Raw genomic sequence first — 21557 nt, forward strand, 5'->3', positions numbered from 1 at the left:
TGTGCATTAGACTACGTGCTTGAACCCCTGCTCTCGGCGCTGTGACTAGATAGATGCATTTACTGCTTTTAGCACCGCAATTGGATCATCAGCTTTTGTAATTGGACGGCCCATCACCAAGTAGCTCACACCAGCACGCATAGCGTCTGGTGGCGTCATAACGCGTTTTTGGTCTCCAACTTCTGCGCCTATTGGGCGAATTCCTGGCGTTACTAGTAAGAAGTCATCGTTGTATTTAGTGCGCAGTACCTCAGCTTCTTGTGCAGAACATACAATGCCATCAAGGCCTGCTTTGTGAGTCAATTCGGCTAGTCGTAATACCTGCTCTTGTGGCGTAACACCACTTATTACACCTGATAACTGCTCTTCATCCATACTGGTAAGCACAGTAACTGCAATAAGCTTTGTTGAAGGGTTTGTGCTATTTGCTATCGCAGCTTTCGCTGCTTCCATCATGGGCGCGCCGCCAGAGGCATGAACATTTACCATCCACACGCCTAATTCTGCAGCTGCTTTACACGCTTTTGCAACGGTATTTGGGATATCGTGAAACTTAAGGTCTAGGAAAACATCAAAACCTTTTTCAACTAGTACTCGAACAAAGTCAGGACCAAATAAGGTGAACATTTCCTTGCCCACTTTCAACCGACACAAAGTAGCGTCTAGTTTATCGACAAACGCTAGCGCAGTGTCTTTGTTGTCATAGTCTAGTGCAACAATCACTTTAGGGTCTTGCATGTAAAATTACTCTCCGTCTAGCCCTTTGATAGGTTTAACTGTGCCCCACTTTTTACAGCTAGGGCATAGCCAATATAATTTTCTTCCCGAGAAACCACAGCTGTGGCAGCGATATTTAGGACGCTGCAGCATTTGCTTTTCAACAAGTTCTTTCAATAAACGCAAGCTGTCTGCCGTCGTTTTGTCTTCCAACTGATCGATATACAAGCCCATTAAGGTTTTAAAACCTCGCATTGTAGGGCGTTTTCTTAGCTGCTCTAGTAGATATTCTGCCGCTTGTGCTGTGTCACCACGTTTAAGCAATACATCTACCATCGCTAAATATGAGGTAGCACATTCTTGCCAATGAGCATCTAAGTTCTTCTGAAATGCTTCCCAGTTACCGGTTTCTTCAGCAATCTTTTCAAGACTTGGCACAGCTTCACTGAACCAGTTGATATCTCGTTCCGCCACTTGCGTAAAATACGCATCGGCATCGGTAAAGCGGCGCTGGTCTAGCGCTATCTCACCTAACATAAGCCACGGTCTCACCGCATGCTCGTCGGCATTTACCGCCTTTTGTAAAAGTGTTAGTGCAGCGCCTTGGCTGTCATTTTTAAGCTCAACCACAGCTTGCTCACAATAAAAGTGCGCAAGACGCTCACATACGTCATCGTTGTCGCCGTGGCACTGCACCATACGCTCGGCAAGTTCAATGGCGCGTTCCCACTCTTTAGTGGTTTGATAAATGCTAAATAATTGTTGCTGTGCCACTAAATAATGCTTTTCACTATTAAGTAGCTGTAGAAATGCATTTTCAGCGCGCTCTAGAAAGCCTGCTTGCGTGTAGTCGTGCCCAAGTTCGCGTAGTGCGTTTTCTCGTTGTGCAGGTTGCAATTCTTCCCTGCTTACTAAGTTTTGATGCACTTTGATAGCGCGGTCTATCTCGCCGCGATGTCGAAAGAAGCTGCCCATAGCGATGTGGGTTTCCACCGTATCACTATTTACATTGATCATTTTTATAAGGGTATCAACGGCTTTATCGGGCTGGTCTGATAATAGAAAATTAAGGCCTTTGTAATAGTGCTTGGAAAGAATACTCGACTGCTTTCTCTGTGCTTGTCTTACACTATTTCGGCCCATTATCCAGCCGTAACCTGCAGCAACAGGTAAAAGGAGAAACAGCAGTTCGAGCATTATCGATTATTTTCCAAGCTCTGTAATTTTGACTGCGCGGTAAGAAGCTGTACTCGTAAACGCAACCAACTTACCAGCATAAGAAGTACGCCTATTCCAACACCAATCGACAGGGTAATTGCTATTAATGTAGACACACGCAAGTTTGCCTGCGCAATAAGATAGTTTACGGTAATGAGAGTTTCATTTTGAGAGCCAATGACAAATGCAAAAGTCAAAAGCACCAAAATAAGTAAAAATGCTAGGATCCCTTTCAACACTAACGCCTTCTTTATCTATTTAGCGTTAAGAATAGCAAAATGGTAAAAGAGTTAACACAAAAAGCGTGAGCCAAAATGTAACTTGTTTTGGCATAAAGAATTGATACTTAGCTAAAACACCGCGTTTTCTAGTAAAGATTACGCAACCACACTTACATCGACAGTCTCTTCTGGCGCTTTTCCAATTAAATTGTCTATTACCAAGTCATGATGCAACGCAGACATATTGGTCAGAAAAATACAGTGAGTATAGCCAGCTTGCATAGCTTCTAATTTTTCATACATCGCTTTGTTTAGCTTCGACAACTGCGCTAATCGTTTTTTAGTAAGTGGCGTAACCGCACCATGGCATCTAACAGCGCTAATGTCGGTGGCACTAAGTTGAATTTTGTCGTTAACAAGCTGGTCTCTAATTTGTAATCGTAGTTTAGAGTACAGAAAGTCTTTTTCGTTGATAAACACAAGTCTACTATCGCTTTTACGGACGCAGTGCACGACCAAACTGTTGTTCGTCGTTTCTTTGAACATTTGCTCTAGTAATCTAGATTTCGGTTTTGCTTGGCCTTTATCAGCAAAAAAACCATGAAGCGGAATAACGCGTTGTGTCCGGGAAAACGGATATAAATCGTCAGATGTTTCGCTTTGGTAAACCGTTTTAAGTCTGTCTAACGTGTGTCGATTCATCACGCATAGCACCGATAAAGATGGCATATGTCGTACTGCTAATTCCCAAATATAACGGTGAGTTGCCCGCTGAAGCCGAGCAATATCTCGAGTTTTAAAATGAGCGCTTTGTTTTTCAATCATAGAGTCTACGCTTGCACTTACCTTGCTAATCCGCGCTTCCTCTAAAAGGCAAAGTCTTACAACGCCGGTTTCTGCGTTAAAGTCTATCACCTTGTATTTTTCGTTTTTAAGTTTGAGCTCTGGCACTGAAACCCGCACATCTTTTTGTATGACACTGTGCGGCTTTACAATAATCTTCATTCCTTTGGCAGATAAGTCCGACACTTGCGCTTCTAGTGTCGATAACAAACCTGTACGAACTGTTGCGGGCTTATCGAGTAAGTAGCGTGTTTCAGAGCGTCTATCTAAAGCCTCTTCCATTACAAAATCTATATGCCACGCTTTGCCTGAGGCTCTAATTGAACGTGAAAGAGGCTTGAAATCGCATTTTGAAGACAACGTAAGGTTGGATAAATAACAGGTTACGTCTTTGCAGTACATTACATGAGAAATGTCTTTTAACGATTCGAAATCATTGGCGCTTATATCGTGGATAGCGAAAGCCCTACGTTTGTCCTCATTACTGATATTGTCTAAACGACAGTGTATACAAGTGAAGTTACCGCCCTTTACCAGTAAATAAACTAGCGCATTTAATTGTGCGAGCTTAAGTAATTGCCGGTGTGTCGCGACAACTTGAACTTCGCCCTGTTTGGTTTTTATTGTGCCGCAGAAAACAAACGCCTCTCTATACCGCTGAAGCTCTTTTGAAAGTACTTCAAACATTGGCTTTTCACGTAAACAACTAAGCAGATGTTTTGCATCATTAAACCCCGTATTACCTTTTGTAAAAAGACCAATTACAGGTTTAAATAACGACTTATGAGGTGCTAGGAAAACAGGAAGCCATGGACTATTTTCTAGTATGCGATCGCGTTCTAAATCTTGCATAGCCCGCTCTATTTCTAAATCTAGCTGCAGCGGCTGTTTATAAGCAGTAAGAGAAATATAACGCTTTAAATTCGAAATAAAGGCTGAGTCTACATTATCCTCAAATTTGAAGTGCGATTCATACTTGCCTAACTCTTTATTGTATTTAACGCCAGATAACGTTAACGAAACTTCCGTTGCATCCTTAGTCAGGCCAACTATTTCAGGAAGCATAAAAGTAATAGTTTCACCCGTATTTACGTTTGGTGGACGTTTAGTTTCAAGGGCTAGCCCTTTAAACGAAAGTGCACTTATTGCGCAATTTCTACCATTTTCAAATTCTGCTGAAGACACCGTAAAGTTGGGTCTAATGGCAATATCGTCGCCAAATTCAATGTCTGAAAAAGATTGGCTTTCTACGTTAAACGCATCAACTACTTTTTGAAACTGCTCTTTTTTAATTTGCGTTTGATAAAACGATGAATTCATTACCGACTCGAACACACCAACAGTGTAACGGTCTTGGTAAAGGGCTGTTTCGTTTTTAAGAATTTGTGCGCCGACTTTGTCTAAGCGCATTTGCACACCGAAGTATTTAAACTTCATTACGGGAAAACGTGCAAAAGCGGAATTATCAGCAGGCGCATCAGTCAAAGACGTTAATCTAATGACTTCTTCTCTTACAACTTTCCGCACGCTACTAGGTAATCGTTTTGAAAACTTGTTTATGCCTTCTAACAACTTGTTCTGTTGTTCGTAGGGTATTAACGCACGTATAAGCGGCTGATATTGTTTTATTATTGCTTTTTCGTCGCCGGAGGACATTATTGTTCTAGGTATTAATTCTTATTATCTGAATAATATATAACCGAATTTGAATGTGGGTCAACAACTTATCGCTACTAAAGTATAAGGATAATATAATAAGCAGCAATTAGGGCGGTGCGTGGAATATTAGAACACAAAGCAACGATTACTTTGCGTTATCTAATAGCTAGTAATAAAAAAGCCGCTCTAAAGCGGCTTTTTCAAATCTTTAAGCGATTGACGCGTCTACACGCTCGCGTAATTCTTTCCCTGGCTTGAAGTGTGGTACATATTTACCGTCTAACTTCACTGTTTCGCCCGTCTTCGGATTTCTACCTACACGCGGCGCGCGGTAGTGAAGTGAGAAACTGCCGAAACCTCTAATTTCAATACGCTCACCCTTTTGAAGAGTTTGCGCCATTTGCTCTAGAAGCTCTTTAATTGCTAGTTCAAGTTCTTTCGCTGGAATGTGACGCGCTTCATCCGCGAGCCGTTCAATTAATTCAGACTTGGTCATGCTTAACCTCGTTGTCAATATTATTGTTCAAACAGCTATCGCGAATTGGGTGTGCATATGCACACCCACAAAAGCATTATTCGCCTTTAGCAGCTTTAAATGCTTCTGCCATCGCGTTAGCGAAACCAACATCTTCTTGTTGGTTAACTTTATCGATAGCTTCTTTTTCGTCAGCCTGATCTTTCGCTTTAACAGATAGGTTAACAGTGCGGTTCTTACGGTCAACGCCCATGAACTTCGCTTCAATGCTATCACCAACGCTTGCTACTTCAGTTGCGTCTTCAACACGCTCTACAGCAAGATCTGCAACGCGGATGTAGCCGTCAACTTCTTCAGCTAGGTTTACAGTAACGCCTTTCGCATCAACTGCTGTTACTGTACCAGTAACGATAGCACCTTTCTTGTTATCTGTCAGATACTTGTTGAAAGGATCTTCTTCGATTTGCTTAACGCCTAGAGAGATACGCTCACGCTCTGGGTCGACTTGTAGTACAACTGCAGAGATTTCGTCGCCTTTCTTGTAGTCGCGAACCGCGTCTTCACCAGACTTGTTCCAGCTGATGTCAGAAAGGTGAACTAGACCGTCGATGCCGCCGTCAAGACCGATGAAGATACCGAAGTCAGTGATTGACTTGATCTTACCAGACACTTTGTCACCTTTTTCGTGTGACTCAGCAAATGTTTCCCAAGGGTTAGCAATGCACTGCTTAAGACCTAGAGAAATACGACGACGCTCTTCGTCAATTTCAAGAACCATTACATCTACAGTGTCACCTAGGTTAACAACTTTAGATGGGTGGATGTTCTTGTTAGTCCAATCCATTTCAGAAACGTGTACAAGACCTTCAACGCCGTCTTCGATTTCAACGAAGCAGCCGTAGTCAGTAAGGTTAGTAACCTGACCGTTGATCTTAGTACCTTCTGGGTAACGAGACGCAATTTCTTGCCATGGATCGTTGCCCATTTGCTTCATACCAAGAGAAACACGCTGCTTCTCTTTGTCGAACTTAAGTACTTTAACGTTGATTTCGTCACCAACATTCACGATTTCGCTTGGGTGCTTAACGCGCTTCCAAGCCATATCTGTGATGTGTAGTAGACCGTCTACGCCACCAAGGTCAACGAACGCACCGTAGTCGGTAAGGTTCTTAACGATACCCTTGATTTCGTGACCTTCTTCAAGGTTAGCAAGAAGTGATTCACGCTCTTGGCTGCTTTCAGCTTCGATAACTGCACGACGAGAAACAACAACGTTGTTACGCTTAGCGTCAAGCTTGATAACTTTAAACTCAAGCTCTTTGCCTTCAAGGTGAGTAGTGTCACGTACTGGACGTACGTCAACAAGTGAACCAGGAAGGAACGCACGTACACTGTTAACTTCAACAGTGAAACCGCCTTTAACTTTACCGTTGATAACGCCCTTAATAGTAACTTTATCTTCGTAAGCTTTTTCCAGCTCAACCCACGCTTCGTGACGCTTCGCTTTTTCGCGAGATAGGATAGTTTCACCGAAACCATCTTCAACTGCATCTAGTGCTACGTCTACTTCGTCACCGATAGCGATTTCTAGTTCGCCTTCAGCGTTTTTAAATTGGTCTGCTGGGATAGCACTTTCTGATTTCAAGCCCGCATCAACAAGAACGATGTCTTTATCGATAGAAACAACAGTACCTTTTACAATTGAACCAGGACGTGTTTCTAGTTCTTGTAAGCTTTCTTCAAAAAGTTGTGCAAAATTTTCAGTCATAAGTCTCAAATAACTTTTAAGTTGATATCCACGCTTCTTATCCGGATAACGAGGGGTTATTAAAATTAGTCGCCACTTCCTGTAGCAACGCTGCTTTGGATGCGATCAGCTCTCGTCTTTACAGGCGTGAGGAAATAATATCCATCGCTTTTTCAAAGACTTGGTCTATATCCAAGTCTGTCGAATCAATAATTACAGCATCTTCTGCCGGTACCAAAGGAGCAACCGCGCGCTGTGTATCACGCTCATCTCTTGCCTTGATATCGGTTAAAAGGCGCGCAATATTAACATCCATGCCCTTTGCTTTCAACTGGCTATAACGTCGCTCGGCACGCGCTTCAGCGCTAGCCGTAAGGAAAATTTTCACCGGTGCTTCTGGAAACACTACTGTGCCCATATCGCGACCGTCTGCAACGAGCCCTGGTTCTTGTTGAAATGCTCTTTGGCGACGAAGTAGCGCTTCGCGTACACGTGGTAGTGCTGCTACTTTTGACGCAACGGCACCCACTTCTTCAGTGCGAATATCGTCTGTAACATCTTCGCCTTCAAGAATAATGCGCGTTGTATCTTCATTCGTCTCGAAACTTACATCAAGACCGGTTGCCAGTGGAACAACACATTCTTCATCATCACACGGAAGGTCGTGGTGTAGCGCAGCTACTGCTAAAACGCGGTAAATTGCGCCGCTATCTAGAAAGTGCCACCCTAGTTTCTTCGCTAATAAGCTACTCAACGTACCTTTACCAGCACCACTAGGACCGTCAACCGTGACTACGGGTGTGGAATGCATACCTGCTCCATCAATTATTTACTTAAAAAAACGCGCGCAATTATACGCTTTAGTACAAGATAAGCAATGCCACCTAACTGAGGCGGCATTGATATGTTTAGGCATGTAACAAATTTAATTTGCGCATATTGGCTCGCGTCAGTGTAACCAAAGCGTTTTTTATGCAGAATAAAGGGTTTTAAAACGCGTAAAATAATCTGGAAATGTTTTACGTGTGCAGCCTGGGTCATTAATAGTTACTGGCGTATCGCTTAATGCCACAAGCGAAAAGCACATAGCAATTCGATGATCGTTGTACGTATCTATCTCTGCATGATGTAGTTGGTCAGTGGGCCAAACTGTAATGTAGTCGTGCCCTTCTTCAACTTTCGCACCTAGCTTTTGAAGTTCTGTCGCCATGGCATTTAGTCGGTCTGTTTCTTTAACACGCCAATTATAAATATTGGTCATTGTCGTTGGACCTTCCGCAAATAAAGCAGTCGTTGCAATGGTCATTGCCGCATCAGGAATGTGGTTCATATCCATATTCACGCCTTTAAGCGGAGCACCAGTCACTTCAACATATTCGTCATGCCACACCACTTTTGCGCCCATCGCTTCAAGCACATCAGCAAAACGAATATCACCTTGAATGCTGTTTTGGCCAATTCCGGTTACGCGTACCGTGCCACCTTTTATAGCTCCAGCTGCAAGGAAGTAAGAAGCAGAGGATGCATCGCCTTCAACCATGAATTTACCAGGCGCAACGTATTTTGCTTCGCCAGAAATCGTAAATGTTTGGTAGTTATCGTTATCAACCGATACACCAAATTTAGCCATGGTGTCTAACGTGATATCGATGTAGGGCTTAGAAACAAGTTCGCCTTTAATGCGAATAACCACATCACCCGTGAAAAGTGGTGCAGCCATTAGCAGTGCTGTCAAAAATTGACTTGAAACGCTACCGTCAACCGACATCTCGCCGCCGCTTAATGTTCTTCCCTTAATATGCAGAGGTGGATAGCCATCGTTCTTCATGTAGGTTACATCAGCATTTGCTTCTCGAAGTGCATCTACCAAATCGCCAATTGGGCGCTCTTCCATGCGCGGCTCACCAGTAAGCACCGCGTCTACGTTACTTGCGGCTAGTGCGGCGCATAGCGGGCGCATCGCTGTTCCGGCGTTTCCAAGAAAAAGCTCAACAGGATTGGTTACTTCAAAAGCACCACCATTCCCCTGCACTTTACAACGTGTTTTATCGTCGTTAAGCGTGTAAGCAATACCTAGCTTGGTTAGCGCGTTTAGCATGTGTGAAATGTCATCGCTGTCTAACAAGTTAGTAAGTTCTGTTTCACCTTCTGCAAGTGCTGCAAGCAATAAGGCACGGTTGGATAAACTTTTTGAACCAGGTACATTGACCTCGCCCGACACACTTGAAATCGGGTCTAATGTTAACTGCTCCATCTTTATCCATTCACTCTTTCAAATTCACGCATAAACTCAACTAGCGCAACAACGCCATCTACTGGCATTGCGTTATAAATACTGGCACGCATGCCCCCTACCGAACGGTGCCCTTTTAATGCAAGTAAACCCGCTGCTTCAGACTCTTGTAGAAACAGTTTATCAAGCTCAGGGTTTGCTAAATGAAATGGCACATTCATTTTTGAACGGTTGTCAGGGTGCACCTTACTCGAATAAAAATCGGAACTATCGATAGCTGAATACAATAGCGCCGCTTTTTCTTGATTACGCTTGGCCATTGCTTCTACACCGCCCATATCTTTGAGCCACTCAAAGACTAAGCCAGCTAGATACCAGGAAAACGTAGGAGGCGTGTTGTACATAGAATCTGACTTCGCTGCCAGCGCATAGTCGAATATTGATGGCGTTTCCTTGCGAGCCTTACCTACTAAGTCTTCACGCACAATAACGACCGACAAACCACTTGGGCCAATGTTTTTTTGTGCGCCAGCGTAGATGACGCCGTGCTTAGCGACGTCAATAGGTTGTGACAGGATAGTTGAAGACATGTCTGACACAATAGGCACATTGCCAGCGTCAGGAAGCCAGTCGAACGCAATTCCGTCAACTGTCTCGTTTGGACAGAAATGGTAATAGACAGCAGATTGGTCAATGTCTTCAATTGAAGGATTAGCAACATATTGCAGCCCTCCTTTTTCAGACACATTTCCCACGACAATCGCGTTGTTATATTTGTTGGCTTCTTCAACAGCGCCTTTCGACCATGAGCCACTTACAAGGTGTAAGCTTTTGTCGTTGCTGTTCGATAGATTAAGAGGAACAGCTGCGAATTGTCCTCGACCACCACCATGAGTAAATAAAACGTGGTAATTAGAGGGAACAGACAGTAAGTCTCGAAGGTCTTGCTCTGCCTTTGCTGCTATTTCAATGAAGTCTTTGCCGCGATGACTTACTTCCATTACAGAGCAGCCAAGGTCGCGCCAGTTTGTGAATTCAGATTGGGCCTTCAGCATGACTTCTTTTGGAAGCATTGCCGGGCCAGCACAAAAATTAAAAACCTCTTTCATTGCGTTTTTCAACACCTGTAAAAAATAACAAGCGGCAAAAGCCGCTTGTTTGAAAGAACACTGATAATGCGCATGGACTATGCCTGCGCGTCATCCCTACTCTTCTGTCGTTGAGCTATCACCGTCTTCTGCGGTGTTTTCTTGCTCTTGAACAGCAGTTTCTGCTTGTTCTGGCGCATCTTCAGAAATAATTGGGTTACCGTCTTCATCAAGTTCTTGTAACTCTTCTACTTCTTCAATACGTTGTAACCCTACAACGTGCTCACCTTCTACAGTACGTATTAAGCGAACACCCTGTGTGTTACGGCCTACAACTGACACTTCGCTTACACGGGTACGAACCAGTGTGCCTTGGTCACTAATAAGCATAATTTCGTTGGTTTCATCTACCTGAACAGCACCAACCACTTTGCCGTTTCGCTCAGAAACCTTAATTGACACAACACCTTGAGTTGCGCGGCTCTTCGCTGGGTAATCTTCTAGTGGTGTACGCTTACCGAAACCGTTTTCGGTTGCGGTAAGAATAGGCCCATCGCCCTTCGGTACAATAAGCGAAACTACTTTTTGACCATCTTGCAGACGAATACCGCGAACACCTGTTGCTGTTCTGCCCATTGGACGAAGCGCAAGCAGTTCTTCGCCTGTTTCTGGGTCGCGTTTTACTTCACCCGTTTCGCTGTCGCGAAGCTTCTCGTTGAAACGAACCACTTTACCTGCGTCAGAGAACAACATGATGTCGTCATCACCGTGGGTAATATCAACGCCAATGAGTTCATCACCCTCGTTAAGGTTTACGGCAATAATACCGCTTGAACGAGGACGAGAGTATAGGCTTAGGTCAGTCTTTTTCACTGTACCGTTTGCCGTTGCCATTAACACAAACTTTCCTTCTTCAAATTCTTTGATTGGAAGAATGGCAGTAATACGTTCATTTTCTTCAAGCGGCAAAATGTTAACGATTGGACGTCCACGTGCATTTCGGCTTGCAAACGGCAATTGATACACTTTTAACCAATACAAACGACCGCGGGTAGAGAAACAAAGAATGTGATCGTGGGTGTTTGCCACAAGCAGCTTTTCAATGAAATCCTCGTCTTTCATCTTCGTCGCTGACTTACCACGACCACCACGGCGCTGTGCTTCATAGTCAGTTAGTTTTTGATACTTAACATATCCTTCGCGAGAAAGCGTAACTACAACGTCTTCTTGCTCAATCAAATCTTCAATATCAATATCGTGACTCGCCGCAGTTATTTCAGTACGACGTTCGTCACCAAATTCATCGCGTACTTTTTCAAGTTCTTCTTGAATTACTTCCATCAAACGCGCAGGGCTGTTTAGGATGTGAAGAAGTTCTGCGATGAGCTCTAGAAGTTGTTTATATTCTTCTAGAATCTTTTCGTGCTCTAGACCCGTTAGTTTGTGAAGACGTAGGTCAAGAATAGCCTGTGCTTGCTGCTCAGTTAGGTAGTATTTGCCATCGCGAATACCAAACTCTGGCATTAACCAGTCTGGACGCGCTGCGTCATCGCCAGCACGCTCTAGCATTTGCGCAACGTCACCTAAATCCCAACCTTGTGCAACGAGTGATTTCTTCGCATCAGCCGGGCTTTGCGATGCTTTTATCAACTCGATAATTGGGTCGATGTTTGCAAGTGCAATTGCCAAACCTTCAAGGATGTGAGCACGGTCACGCGCTTTACGTAATTCAAATACGGTACGACGAGTAACCACTTCACGACGGTGAAGAATGAACGCCTCAAGCGTTTCTTTAAGGTTGAATACCTTTGGCTGACCGTTATCAAGCGCAACCATGTTAATACCGAATACCGTCTGAAGTTGGGTATTGGCATACAGATGGTTAAGAAGAACCTCTGCAGACTCGTTTCGCTTAACTTCAATAACAATACGCATACCGTCTTTGTCAGACTCGTCACGTAGTGCAGACACACCTTCGATACGCTTCTCTTTTACAAGTTCTGCTATCTTTTCGATAAGGCGTGCTTTGTTTACCTGATAAGGGATCTCGTTTACGACAATAGTTTCTTTGCCGTTAGCATCTGTTTCAATCTCCGCTTTGGCGCGCAGATAAATTTTTCCACGACCCGTACGGTAAGCATCTTCAATACCCTTGCGGCCACTTATCATTGCTGCCGTTGGGAAATCTGGGCCAGGAATGTGCGTCATCAAGTCGTCAATGGTAATTGAAGGGTCCTGAATAAGCGCAACACACCCATTAATGACTTCTGTAAGGTTATGCGGCGGTATATTGGTTGCCATACCTACCGCGATACCAGATGAACCATTAACAAGAAGGTTTGGAACTTTGGTAGGCAATACCTCAGGAATATGCTCTGTACCGTCATAGTTGGGCACAAAGTCGACTGTTTCTTTGTCTAAATCCGCAAGTAGTTCGTGGGCGATTTTTGCCATACGGACTTCGGTGTAACGCATTGCAGCTGCCGAGTCGCCATCGACTGAACCAAAGTTACCCTGGCCGTCAACTAGCATATAGCGAAGCGAGAATGGCTGCGCCATACGTACAATAGTGTCGTAAACTGCTGAATCACCATGAGGGTGATATTTACCGATTACATCGCCTACCACACGGGCAGACTTTTTGTATGGCTTGTTGAAGTCGTTTTTTAACTCGTTCATTGCAAACAGTACACGGCGGTGCACTGGTTTTAAACCATCTCTAACGTCGGGCAATGCTCGCCCGACAATAACGCTCATCGCGTAATCAAGGTATGAGTTCTTTAACTCTTCCTCAATATTAACGGGGAGGATTTCTTTAGCGTTATCAGACATAAACTGCTTAATCCCTTTATCTTGATTTGTTCTGCGTTTCCCTTGCAGCCACTTTACATGAACTGTTAAAGCGGCTCATAGGCGCGCACTGTTATTATTATGTGGGTCATAATCGTGTCTCGAGTGTACCACTTGATGACAGATTTATGTAGCGCTTAATTACGCATATTAATACACAAAAATGCAAGCGATTATTTTTCATTCATACAGCGCGTAAAAAAGCATAGATTTGACCAAAAACAGTGAAATACATCCGCAAATTGCGATATGTTAAAAGGAGAAAAATTAAGGACTGTTTTATCCATGTCGAATGTAGATCAACAAGAAATTAGCAAATTCTCTGAACTGGCCTCGCGTTGGTGGGATCCAGAAGGTGAATTTAAGCCTCTGCACCTTATTAACCCACTGCGCTTAGATTTTATAAACCAACACAGCGGCGGCCTTTTCGAAAAGAAGGTATTAGATATTGGCTGTGGTGGCGGCATTCTTGCTGAATCGATGGCAAAGGCAGGCGCAAAGGTAACTGGGCTTGATATGGCCGAAGCATCGTTAGAAGTGGCTAAGCTACATGGTTTAGAGTCTGGCGTGAAAGTTGAGTACGTATGTGTTACTGCTGAGGAGTTTGCTGCGCAACATAAAGGGTCATTTGACGTAGTGACATGCATGGAGATGTTAGAGCACGTTCCAGATCCAGCGTCGGTAGTTCGCGCCTGCGCAGAATTAGTTAAGCCCGGCGGCCATGTATTCTTTTCTACCCTTAATAGAAATATTAAGTCGTATTTGATGGGGATCGTTGGCGCAGAATATGTACTTAAGCTAGTGCCAAAAGGCACTCATGATCATTCAAAATTCATCAAGCCATCTGAGCTTATGGCAATGACCGATCAAGCAGGTTTACTCCCTCGCGATATGACGGGTTTACACATGGACCCAATCTCGCAAGGTTTTTACTTGTCATCAAGTAATGTCGATGTGAATTACCTACTATATACAGTATCGCAAGAATAATTTAACACTACATATTGGGCTGCGGCGATAATTTAAACACCATATATCGTGTTTTTATAAAAACTTGTTTCTAAGAATAAATTAATTTTTTTCTGAATCATTTAAAGAAAAATGCTTGCATTCCCTTTGTTTTACGCTTTTACAAAGCTAAAAAGTTAGTTGTTACTAACGTAAATTTCATGCCAATTTGAGTGCTTGAAATACCACCAGATATTGGGTTGCATTCGAGACAAAACCTCACTATCTTGTGTTTAATCCAGACAGCGATCCTACAGTTCGATCAGCGGTTTTCTGACACGACTAATACGGGATCGCGTACATCGCACAGTCGCGTAGTGATACGCCACTCTTTATCACTGGATAAACTAACGAAACGAATTTAAGTAGCAGTACAAAAAGCAGTCTTCACGTAAAGCCTCACTTCGTAGAATGTAGAAAGGTAACGGTTAGGACCGCTTTGGTGTGTGTTTTATTTGAGCGTTTATCGCATGTTGTGTTAAGAACAGAACTGTGCTCAGAACGCTAAGAGAAAGCACTCACACAAACAAACACAAATTAAAAAATTAAAATGGGCAAAAAGCCCACGCTTCAAGCGCTAACAGACAAACGGCCAGTAACATGAACAACAATCTATTCGTCACCAAACGCAACGGTGAAAAAGAGTCAATCGACTTGGAGAAAATCCACAAAGTCGTCACATGGGCAGCAAAAGGACTTAAAAACGTCTCTGTTTCTCAAGTTGAAATCAAAGCTCAAATTCAGTTTTTTGACGGCATTAATACTAGCGAAATTCATGAAACGCTAATTAAGTCGGCAGCCGACCTTATCTCCACCGACGCGCCTGATTATCAATATCTGGCTGCACGTTTAGCTATTTTCCACCTTCGCAAGAAAGCGTACGGCCAGTTCGAGCCGCCAGCGCTTTTCGAGCACGTTGGTAAAATGGTAGACGCTGGCAAATACGACAATCACCTTTTAGAAGATTACACGCCTGAAGAATTCGCCGAAATGGACAGCTACATTGACCATTGGCGCGATATGAACTTCAGCTACGCGGCCGTAAAGCAGCTTGAAGGCAAGTACCTTGTTCAAAACCGTGTTACCGGTGAAATTTATGAAAGTGCACAGTTCCTTTACATTCTTGTAGCAGCGTGCCTTTTTGCGAACTATGACAAAGCAGTGCGAATGGACTACATTCGTCGTTTCTACGATGCAGCATCAACGTTCAAACTGTCTCTACCTACGCCTATTATGGCAGGCGTACGTACACCAACACGTCAGTTTAGTTCTTGTGTACTTATTGAAACCGGTGACAGCCTGGACTCTATCAACGCGTCAGCGAGCGCTATTGTAAAATACGTGAGTCAGCGTGCTGGTATTGGTGTTAACGCGGGTCGCATTCGTGCTTTAGGTAGCCCTATTCGTGGCGGTGAAGCCTTCCACACCGGCTGTATACCTTTTTACAAGTATTTCCAAACTGCGGTTAAGAGCTGTTCACAAGGCGGTGTTCGTGGTGGCGCTGCTACCCTGTTCTATCCAATTTGGCACATGGAAGTCGAATCACTTCTGGTACTTAAAAACAACCGTGGTGTAGAAGAGAACCGCGTTCGTCACCTAGACTACGGTGTTCAGTTCAACAAGCTAATGTACCAGCGCATGATGAAGGATGGCTACATCTCATTGTTTAGCCCTTCTGACGTTCCTGGATTGTACGATGCGTTCTTCGCTGACCAAGATAAGTTCGAAGAACTTTACGTCAAGTACGAAAATGACGACAGCATTCGCAAAAAACAAATAAAAGCGATGGAGCTTTTCAGTTTGTTTATGCAGGAGCGCGCAAGCACAGGTCGTATTTATCTTCAAAACGTTGACCACTGTAATACGCACAGTCCGTTCAACCCAGAAGTTGCGCCAGTTCGTCAAAGTAACCTTTGTCTTGAAATTGCGCTACCTACTAAGCCGCTTCAGCACGTTAACGACGAAAACGGTGAAATTGCGTTATGTACCCTGTCTGCATTTAACTTAGGCGCTATCGAATCGTTAGACGAATTTGAAGAGCTTGCAGACCTTGCCGTACGTGCTCTTGATAACTTGTTAGATTACCAAGACTACCCTGTGCCAGCTGCATACAATGCAACGATGGGCAGACGTACATTAGGTGTAGGCGTAATTAACTTTGCTTACTACCTTGCGAAAAATGGCGTTAAATATTCTGACCACAGCGCGAACGGTCTTGTTCACCGCACGTTTGAAGCTATGCAGTATTATCTACTGAAGGCGTCGAACAACTTAGCTAAAGAGAAAGGCGCATGTCCGAAGTTTAACGAAACTACGTACTCTCAAGGTATAATGCCAATCGACAGCTACAAGAAAGATCTTGATAGCGTGTGCAACGAGCCGCTACATTACGATTGGGATACACTTCGTGAAGAAGTGAAAACTCACGGATTGCGTAACTCTACACTGTCAGCGTTGATGCCGTCTGAAACGTCGTCACAAATTTCTAACGCAACAAACGGTATTGAGCCGCCTCGTGGCTTTATCAGTATCAAGTCAAGTAAAGACGGTGTACTTAAGCAAGTAGTACCTGAGTACGAAACGCTTAAAGACCAATACGAACTACTTTGGGACATTCCATCTAACGACGGGTACCTTCAGCTTGTTGGTATTATGCAGAAGTTTATTGACCAAACTATCTCTGCAAACACAAATTACGACCCAAGTCGTTACGAAGGTAATAAGGTACCTATGAAGCTTCTTCTTAAAGACCTTCTTACTACGTACAAACTTGGCGTTAAAACCCTTTATTACCATAACACTCGTGACGGTGCATCAGACACATCTGCGCTAGATGCCAAAGCGAATGTGCCTTTACCTCGCCAAGAAGAGGTGGTAGTAGAGGAAGATGATGATTGTGCAGGCGGTGCGTGTAAAATATAACAACAGCACGCACTACCCTGTCTGATAGCAAGCGCATGAAAGTGCGTTTGTTATCAAAGAAGTATCGCAGCAAGAACACAAATAATAACACGCGTTAATCATTAAGTTTTTAGTTAGGCCATCATGAAATACACTACGTTTAATCAGCAAAGTACAAATCCATTGGTTGAGCCAATGTTTTTCGGTAATCCGGTAAACGTTGCCCGTTACGACCAACAAAAGCATGCCATTTTCGAAAAGCTTATTGAGAAACAGATAAGCTTCTTTTGGCGTCCAGAGGAAGTTGACGTGTCTCGTGACCGCGTGGACTTTCAGAAACTCACCGATCCTGAAAAGCATATTTTCATCTCAAACCTAAAATATCAAACCCTGCTTGATTCGGTTCAAGGCCGCAGCCCAAACATTGCGTTCTTACCAATCATCTCACTGCCAGAGCTTGAAACTTGGGTTGAGACTTGGTCGTTCTTTGAAACCATTCACTCGCGTTCATACACGCACATTTTGCGTAATCTCTTTTCAGATCCGAGTGAAATTTTTGAAGACATTGTAGTTAACGATGAAATTAAGCGCCGTGCAGCCGATATTTCGAAATACTACGACGACCTAATATTTGCTACACAGCTTTGGCAAACTCAAGGTGAAGGCGTTCACACTGTGAACGGCTCTACTTACACCGTGAACATGTACGAACTTAAGAAAAAGCTCTTCCTATGCATGAACTCGGTAAACGCGCTTGAAGCGATTCGTTTTTACGTTTCTTTCGCCTGCACATTCGCATTTGCAGAGCGCAAGTTGATGGAAGGTAACTCGAAAATTATTCGTCTAATTGCACGTGACGAAAACCTTCACCTTTCCTCAACACAGCACATTCTTAACCTGTGGGCAAAAAGCAAAGACGACCCAGACATGGCGCAAATTGCTGAAGAATGTAAAGACGAAGCACGTGATATCTTTTTGAACGCTGTTGAACAAGAAAAACAGTGGGCCGACTACTTGTTCCAAAATGGTTCAATGATTGGACTTAATAAAGAGATCCTTTGCCAATATGTTGAATATATTGCTAATCAACGAATGACTGCAATTGGTCTAGACGCACCGTTCGATGTTAGCAGCAACCCACTTCCATGGATGAACAACTACCTTAACTCTGACAATGTACAAGTTGCACCGCAAGAGTCTGAGATTAGTTCATACTTAGTAGGTCAAATTGATTCTGCGGTAAGTGAAGACGACTTTGCTGACTTCGAACTGTAATCTACAGTTCGATGAGCAATCCGCCAAACAGGCTTCGCATCGACATTGTCGATGTGGGGCCTATTGAAGCCCCTGCCGATAAAACCATTCTAACTGCACTTGAAGCAGCAGATGTCCATATTCACTACCATTGCCGTGAAGGCTTTTGTGGTGCATGCAGGACCAAGCTAATTGAGGGTGAAGTAGAATACACTACCGATCCTCTGGCCTTTATCGATGACGATGAAATACTGCCTTGCTGTTGTGTAGCAAAGTGCCCATTGAAGATCAAAGTGCCGCTGTAAGTCAGTATTCTTTTTAATCGACTAAAAGGTTACGATTAACACTTAATACCGCATACTGTGCTATTGATCAATCTCTTCAACAACGTCTTTGCTTTTGCGCATTTTAGTCTTTAATTCTCTCTCATATTCGCGCTTTTCTTTAGCCGATTCACGCTTTTGCTTTTCCCACGCTCTTTTTTCTTCACGCTCGTTTTTTCGCGCTTCTTTTAACATCTCACGTTTTTCTTTTGCCGCTTCACGCTTCGATTCTCGTTCTTGTTTAGCGAATTCTCGCTGTAACTCTCTTTGCTCTCTAGCTGCATCGCGTTCAAGCTCAGCTTCTTTTTTTGACATGTCACGAAGCAAGTCGCGCTTCTCTTTTGCAAGTTCACGCTCTTTCTCCGCTAGGGCTTTTCGTTTCTCTTTGATAACTGTCTCTTTATCCTTGAGCCTTTCATTTACAACACTTTCATTTTCCTGAGAAAGTAACGGGTTAGAGAACGCTACGGCAATAATTAATAAACTTGCTGATGTTAAGCTTTTCATCTTCATTTTCCTTTTAACGTAGGTACTGTTTTGCCATGTTTTCTTAGGCAGAAAAACAGTGTCTAGTTGGTCAATGCCGCCATTGCTTCATGCAAACATTGCCACTCCCAACTGAGCAAAAAACACACTCTACACTTACCTTAAAGCAACGGTAGATAACGTTCAACAATGGTAAATGCTAGTTACAGATTATGAATGGAGATAAAAGCCTTACACGCTTTGACTTTCACTGAAAAGAAGATGGTGTTGAACCAAACCATTTTATAAACGCACGCCTGAAGTTAGACGGGTCGGCGTACCCAAGGATATCGGCAGTTTGCTGTACGCTTAACCTTTTAATGTGAAGTAGTTCATAGGCTCGCAGCATTAGAAAGGTGTCTCGCTCTTTTTTAAAACTTGTGTGTTCTGCCTCCAGTTGACGGTGTAATGTACGCTTACTCATATTCATGGCGCTCGCAGCGTCATCTAATATAGGCATACCATGACATTCATTTTCAAGGTAACGCTTAAGTTTGTGGGAAAGACTATTTCCTATAATACGCTCTTTATCCGCCTCACATAACTGCACTGCATACTGATAACTTACTGGGTCGCTTCCTATTAACGGTCTGTTCGCGTTTTCTGCATCAACAATTACGCCGCATAAAGGCTGCTGAAACTTACAGTCAAAGTTTGCCGTGATGTCTTTGCTTGTTTCATCAGTGTGTTTTGAATAATCGAACAGTAAACCTTTAATAATAGGCGGGTTACCGGCCTGAGTGATACCGTTATGTAAATTTATGAAGGCAGCCGTTAATACATCGATAAAAAAACAATGAGTTTCATCTTTCCAAAAACGGTCGATAACGTTAACTGTAATAAGGTTTTCATGCTCAATAACATTAAGCGATACGTACGGAATTAGCACGTTAATAAAACGCTGAACTAACCTAATAATGCCCATTCCTGAATTACAGTTCATAACGGCTAAGCCAAAAGAGCCATGGTGTATAGGCTGCAGCGCACTACCCAGCAACATGCCTGGGGAGCAAACATTTTTTTGCGTTACAATATGCGTAATAAGTCTTCTAAAAACCGGCGCGGGAACCCTAACGTTTAACGACGTATAGTCAGACATATTAAGCCCTAACTCAGTAAAACACTCGCTTAGACACACTCCCTGCTTAGCAAGCACATTACTAAACTGCATAATATAAAATGTTGGAACGTCGTGAGTAGTACTCTTCATTACTTCGCCAACTTCATAATCTCCTATCAAGCCAGCCTAAATCAGTTACTCGCAATTGGCAATAAATGACCGCACTTTGTCAATTAATACGCTCTTATATCTTCTTGCTTTATTTCACACTAAAGAAAAACAAAAAATGAGGATAAAGCCATGTTGCATTATATAAAGTTCTTCAATTTTTATTTTGCTGTCTCACTTGGGCTGGTGTCTATTTGGCTAGGAGGAATGTACATTGTTTACGGTTATGCATTGTATCTCGCCTTTTATATCATTGGTGATGCTGTACTTGGTGACGATGTGTCAGAGCCTCCATTGCTTAACGATACGTTGCTGCGCTATATGCTTTACAGTGCACTGCCCTTAAGTACTGTGATTTATCTGTCTGGATTATGGTTAGTATTGCCGAATGACAGTGCTTTATGGCAATGGCTGTCTCCTTACCTTCCTACCTTGTTGATTAAAGCGAAAAAGGTAACTACGTGGTGGCAAATAGCCGTAGCCGTTCCATTTTTAGGGCTAATGTTAGGCGGTGTTGCCACCGTTGTAGCGCATGAGTTAGTGCATAAGATAGGTAACCCAGTGTCGGTGACTATTGGGCGCTGGCTACTTGCTTTTAGTTTTGATGCTAACTTTTCTGTGGAGCATGTTTACAACCATCATATTAAAGTTGCTACTGCCGATGACCCCGCTACGGCTCCAAGAGGAAGAGACGTTTACAGTCATTTTGTGAAAGCATTTATTGGCACACAAAAGGCTGGCTGGCGAATAGAAAAGAAACGACTCACAAGAAAAGCGTTACCGTTTTTGAGCTGGCGAAATGCCTGTATACGCGGATGGTTAATGAGCGTAACGCTACTAGGTAGCGCATATTTGTTAGCCGGTATTGCAGGTGTGCTAATGTTTGTTGCCCTAGGGCTTACTGCAAAATTCACATTGGAAATTGTTAACTATATGGAGCACTACGGCTTAGTTCGTCACCCAAAGCAGCCGGTTAGACCACGTCATTCTTGGAATTCTAATCGACGCGTAAGTTGCTGGACGATGTTTAATTTACCACGACATAGTCATCACCATGCACAAGGTGCTGTTCCGTTTGAGAAACTTAAAGCCCTACCCGATTCTCCTGAAATGATTGGTGGTTACATATCGACTATGGGCATAGCGTTAATCCCCCCACTTTGGTTTCGTATTATGAAGAAGAAGCTTGCCCATTGGGATGAACATTATGCTAATGAAGAAGAGCGCAAAATAATTGCTCAGCTAAACAATAAAAATTAGCTGTATA

17 protein-coding genes are annotated in these 21557 nt (G+C 43.3%); 5 read left to right on the forward strand and 12 right to left on the reverse strand.

The genetic code is table 11. The annotated features are described in order from the left end of the window. Positions 1 to 45 precede the first annotated feature (45 nt). The 10 genes from pyrF to gyrA form a co-directional block, all read right to left on the reverse strand. The gene (gene pyrF, locus V7R35_RS15790; RefSeq protein WP_334015894.1) at positions 46 to 738 is read right to left on the reverse strand and encodes an orotidine-5'-phosphate decarboxylase; all 693 of its coding nucleotides are present in this window, start codon (positions 736 to 738) and stop codon (positions 46 to 48) included. Positions 739 to 744: 6 nt separating this feature from the next. Beyond that, positions 745 to 1914: a lipopolysaccharide assembly protein LapB gene (lapB, locus tag V7R35_RS15795; protein WP_334015895.1), complete on the reverse strand. Its 1170-nt coding sequence runs from the start codon at positions 1912 to 1914 to the stop codon at positions 745 to 747. Next, on the reverse strand, positions 1914 to 2171 hold the full coding sequence (locus tag V7R35_RS15800) for a LapA family protein (protein ID WP_334015897.1): 258 nt from the start codon (positions 2169 to 2171) through the stop codon (positions 1914 to 1916). Before V7R35_RS15800 ends, lapB begins: the two co-directional genes overlap by 1 nt. Before the next feature lie 141 nt (positions 2172 to 2312). Continuing rightward, positions 2313 to 4655, reverse strand: a complete 2343-nt coding sequence (locus V7R35_RS15805) for a PilZ domain-containing protein (protein ID WP_334015898.1) — start codon at positions 4653 to 4655, stop codon at positions 2313 to 2315. A gap of 211 nt (positions 4656 to 4866) precedes the next feature. After that, the gene (gene ihfB / locus V7R35_RS15810; RefSeq protein ID WP_131093311.1) at positions 4867 to 5154 is read right to left on the reverse strand and encodes an integration host factor subunit beta; all 288 of its coding nucleotides are present in this window, start codon (positions 5152 to 5154) and stop codon (positions 4867 to 4869) included. A 76-nt stretch (positions 5155 to 5230) separates the two neighbouring features. Beyond that, positions 5231 to 6901: a 30S ribosomal protein S1 gene (rpsA, locus tag V7R35_RS15815; RefSeq protein WP_159624680.1), complete on the reverse strand. Its 1671-nt coding sequence runs from the start codon at positions 6899 to 6901 to the stop codon at positions 5231 to 5233. Between the two features lie 118 nt (positions 6902 to 7019). Then, complete coding sequence (gene cmk, locus V7R35_RS15820; RefSeq protein WP_334015899.1) at positions 7020 to 7691, reverse strand: (d)CMP kinase; 672 nt, start codon at positions 7689 to 7691, stop codon at positions 7020 to 7022. A gap of 159 nt (positions 7692 to 7850) precedes the next feature. Continuing rightward, entirely contained in the window at positions 7851 to 9134 is a 1284-nt protein-coding gene (gene aroA / locus V7R35_RS15825) for a 3-phosphoshikimate 1-carboxyvinyltransferase (RefSeq protein WP_334015900.1), read from the reverse strand. 2 nt (positions 9135 to 9136) lie between these two features. Then, complete coding sequence (gene serC, locus V7R35_RS15830) at positions 9137 to 10222, reverse strand: 3-phosphoserine/phosphohydroxythreonine transaminase (protein WP_334015901.1); 1086 nt, start codon at positions 10220 to 10222, stop codon at positions 9137 to 9139. Between the two features lie 96 nt (positions 10223 to 10318). Next, on the reverse strand, positions 10319 to 13033 hold the full coding sequence (gene gyrA / locus V7R35_RS15835) for a DNA topoisomerase (ATP-hydrolyzing) subunit A (protein WP_334015902.1): 2715 nt from the start codon (positions 13031 to 13033) through the stop codon (positions 10319 to 10321). 303 nt (positions 13034 to 13336) lie between these two features. Between gyrA and ubiG the strand changes: the two genes are divergently transcribed. From ubiG to yfaE, 4 genes are all read left to right on the forward strand, one after another. Beyond that, positions 13337 to 14041, forward strand: coding sequence for a bifunctional 2-polyprenyl-6-hydroxyphenol methylase/3-demethylubiquinol 3-O-methyltransferase UbiG (ubiG, locus tag V7R35_RS15840; protein ID WP_334015903.1), 705 nt, complete (start codon positions 13337 to 13339; stop codon positions 14039 to 14041). A 618-nt stretch (positions 14042 to 14659) separates the two neighbouring features. Continuing rightward, positions 14660 to 16981 (forward strand): class 1a ribonucleoside-diphosphate reductase subunit alpha, encoded by a 2322-nt coding sequence (gene nrdA, locus V7R35_RS15845; protein WP_334015904.1) that lies wholly within the window; start codon positions 14660 to 14662, stop codon positions 16979 to 16981. 123 nt (positions 16982 to 17104) lie between these two features. Beyond that, on the forward strand, positions 17105 to 18235 hold the full coding sequence (gene nrdB / locus V7R35_RS15850; RefSeq protein ID WP_334015905.1) for a class Ia ribonucleoside-diphosphate reductase subunit beta: 1131 nt from the start codon (positions 17105 to 17107) through the stop codon (positions 18233 to 18235). An 11-nt stretch (positions 18236 to 18246) separates the two neighbouring features. Further along, positions 18247 to 18519, forward strand: coding sequence for a class I ribonucleotide reductase maintenance protein YfaE (yfaE, locus tag V7R35_RS15855; RefSeq protein ID WP_334015906.1), 273 nt, complete (start codon positions 18247 to 18249; stop codon positions 18517 to 18519). Between the two features lie 60 nt (positions 18520 to 18579). On the opposite strand, the gene V7R35_RS15860 is transcribed toward yfaE, so the two are convergent. Continuing rightward, entirely contained in the window at positions 18580 to 19044 is a 465-nt protein-coding gene (locus tag V7R35_RS15860) for a hypothetical protein (protein ID WP_334015907.1), read from the reverse strand. 226 nt (positions 19045 to 19270) lie between these two features. Further along, a complete protein-coding gene (locus tag V7R35_RS15865) occupies positions 19271 to 20272 on the reverse strand; it encodes an AraC family transcriptional regulator (protein ID WP_334015908.1) in 1002 nt (333 codons plus the stop codon). A 150-nt stretch (positions 20273 to 20422) separates the two neighbouring features. Here V7R35_RS15865 and V7R35_RS15870 point away from each other — a divergent pair, with 150 nt between their 5' ends. Next, positions 20423 to 21550 (forward strand): alkane 1-monooxygenase, encoded by a 1128-nt coding sequence (locus V7R35_RS15870; protein ID WP_334015909.1) that lies wholly within the window; start codon positions 20423 to 20425, stop codon positions 21548 to 21550. The last annotated feature ends 7 nt before the right edge of the window (positions 21551 to 21557 follow it).

Origin of the sequence: Alteromonas sp. S167, assembly GCF_036864375.1 — a bacterium.
Lineage (GTDB): Bacteria > Pseudomonadota > Gammaproteobacteria > Enterobacterales > Alteromonadaceae > Alteromonas.

Coding starts and splice junctions, on each gene's coding strand:
- pyrF (WP_334015894.1), bottom strand. CDS start 738: ATGCAAGACCCTAAAGTGATTGTTGCACTAGACTATGACAACAAAGAC.
- rpsA (WP_159624680.1), bottom strand. CDS start 6,901: ATGACTGAAAATTTTGCACAACTTTTTGAAGAAAGCTTACAAGAACTA.
- nrdA (WP_334015904.1), top strand. CDS start 14,660: ATGAACAACAATCTATTCGTCACCAAACGCAACGGTGAAAAAGAGTCA.
- aroA (WP_334015900.1), bottom strand. CDS start 9,134: ATGGAGCAGTTAACATTAGACCCGATTTCAAGTGTGTCGGGCGAGGTC.
- cmk (WP_334015899.1), bottom strand. CDS start 7,691: ATGCATTCCACACCCGTAGTCACGGTTGACGGTCCTAGTGGTGCTGGT.
- ubiG (WP_334015903.1), top strand. CDS start 13,337: ATGTCGAATGTAGATCAACAAGAAATTAGCAAATTCTCTGAACTGGCC.
- V7R35_RS15870 (WP_334015909.1), top strand. CDS start 20,423: ATGTTGCATTATATAAAGTTCTTCAATTTTTATTTTGCTGTCTCACTT.
- V7R35_RS15865 (WP_334015908.1), bottom strand. CDS start 20,272: ATGAAGAGTACTACTCACGACGTTCCAACATTTTATATTATGCAGTTT.
- ihfB (WP_131093311.1), bottom strand. CDS start 5,154: ATGACCAAGTCTGAATTAATTGAACGGCTCGCGGATGAAGCGCGTCAC.
- V7R35_RS15860 (WP_334015907.1), bottom strand. CDS start 19,044: ATGAAAAGCTTAACATCAGCAAGTTTATTAATTATTGCCGTAGCGTTC.
- yfaE (WP_334015906.1), top strand. CDS start 18,247: ATGAGCAATCCGCCAAACAGGCTTCGCATCGACATTGTCGATGTGGGG.
- serC (WP_334015901.1), bottom strand. CDS start 10,222: ATGAAAGAGGTTTTTAATTTTTGTGCTGGCCCGGCAATGCTTCCAAAA.
- V7R35_RS15805 (WP_334015898.1), bottom strand. CDS start 4,655: ATGTCCTCCGGCGACGAAAAAGCAATAATAAAACAATATCAGCCGCTT.
- nrdB (WP_334015905.1), top strand. CDS start 17,105: ATGAAATACACTACGTTTAATCAGCAAAGTACAAATCCATTGGTTGAG.
- lapB (WP_334015895.1), bottom strand. CDS start 1,914: ATGCTCGAACTGCTGTTTCTCCTTTTACCTGTTGCTGCAGGTTACGGC.
- gyrA (WP_334015902.1), bottom strand. CDS start 13,033: ATGTCTGATAACGCTAAAGAAATCCTCCCCGTTAATATTGAGGAAGAG.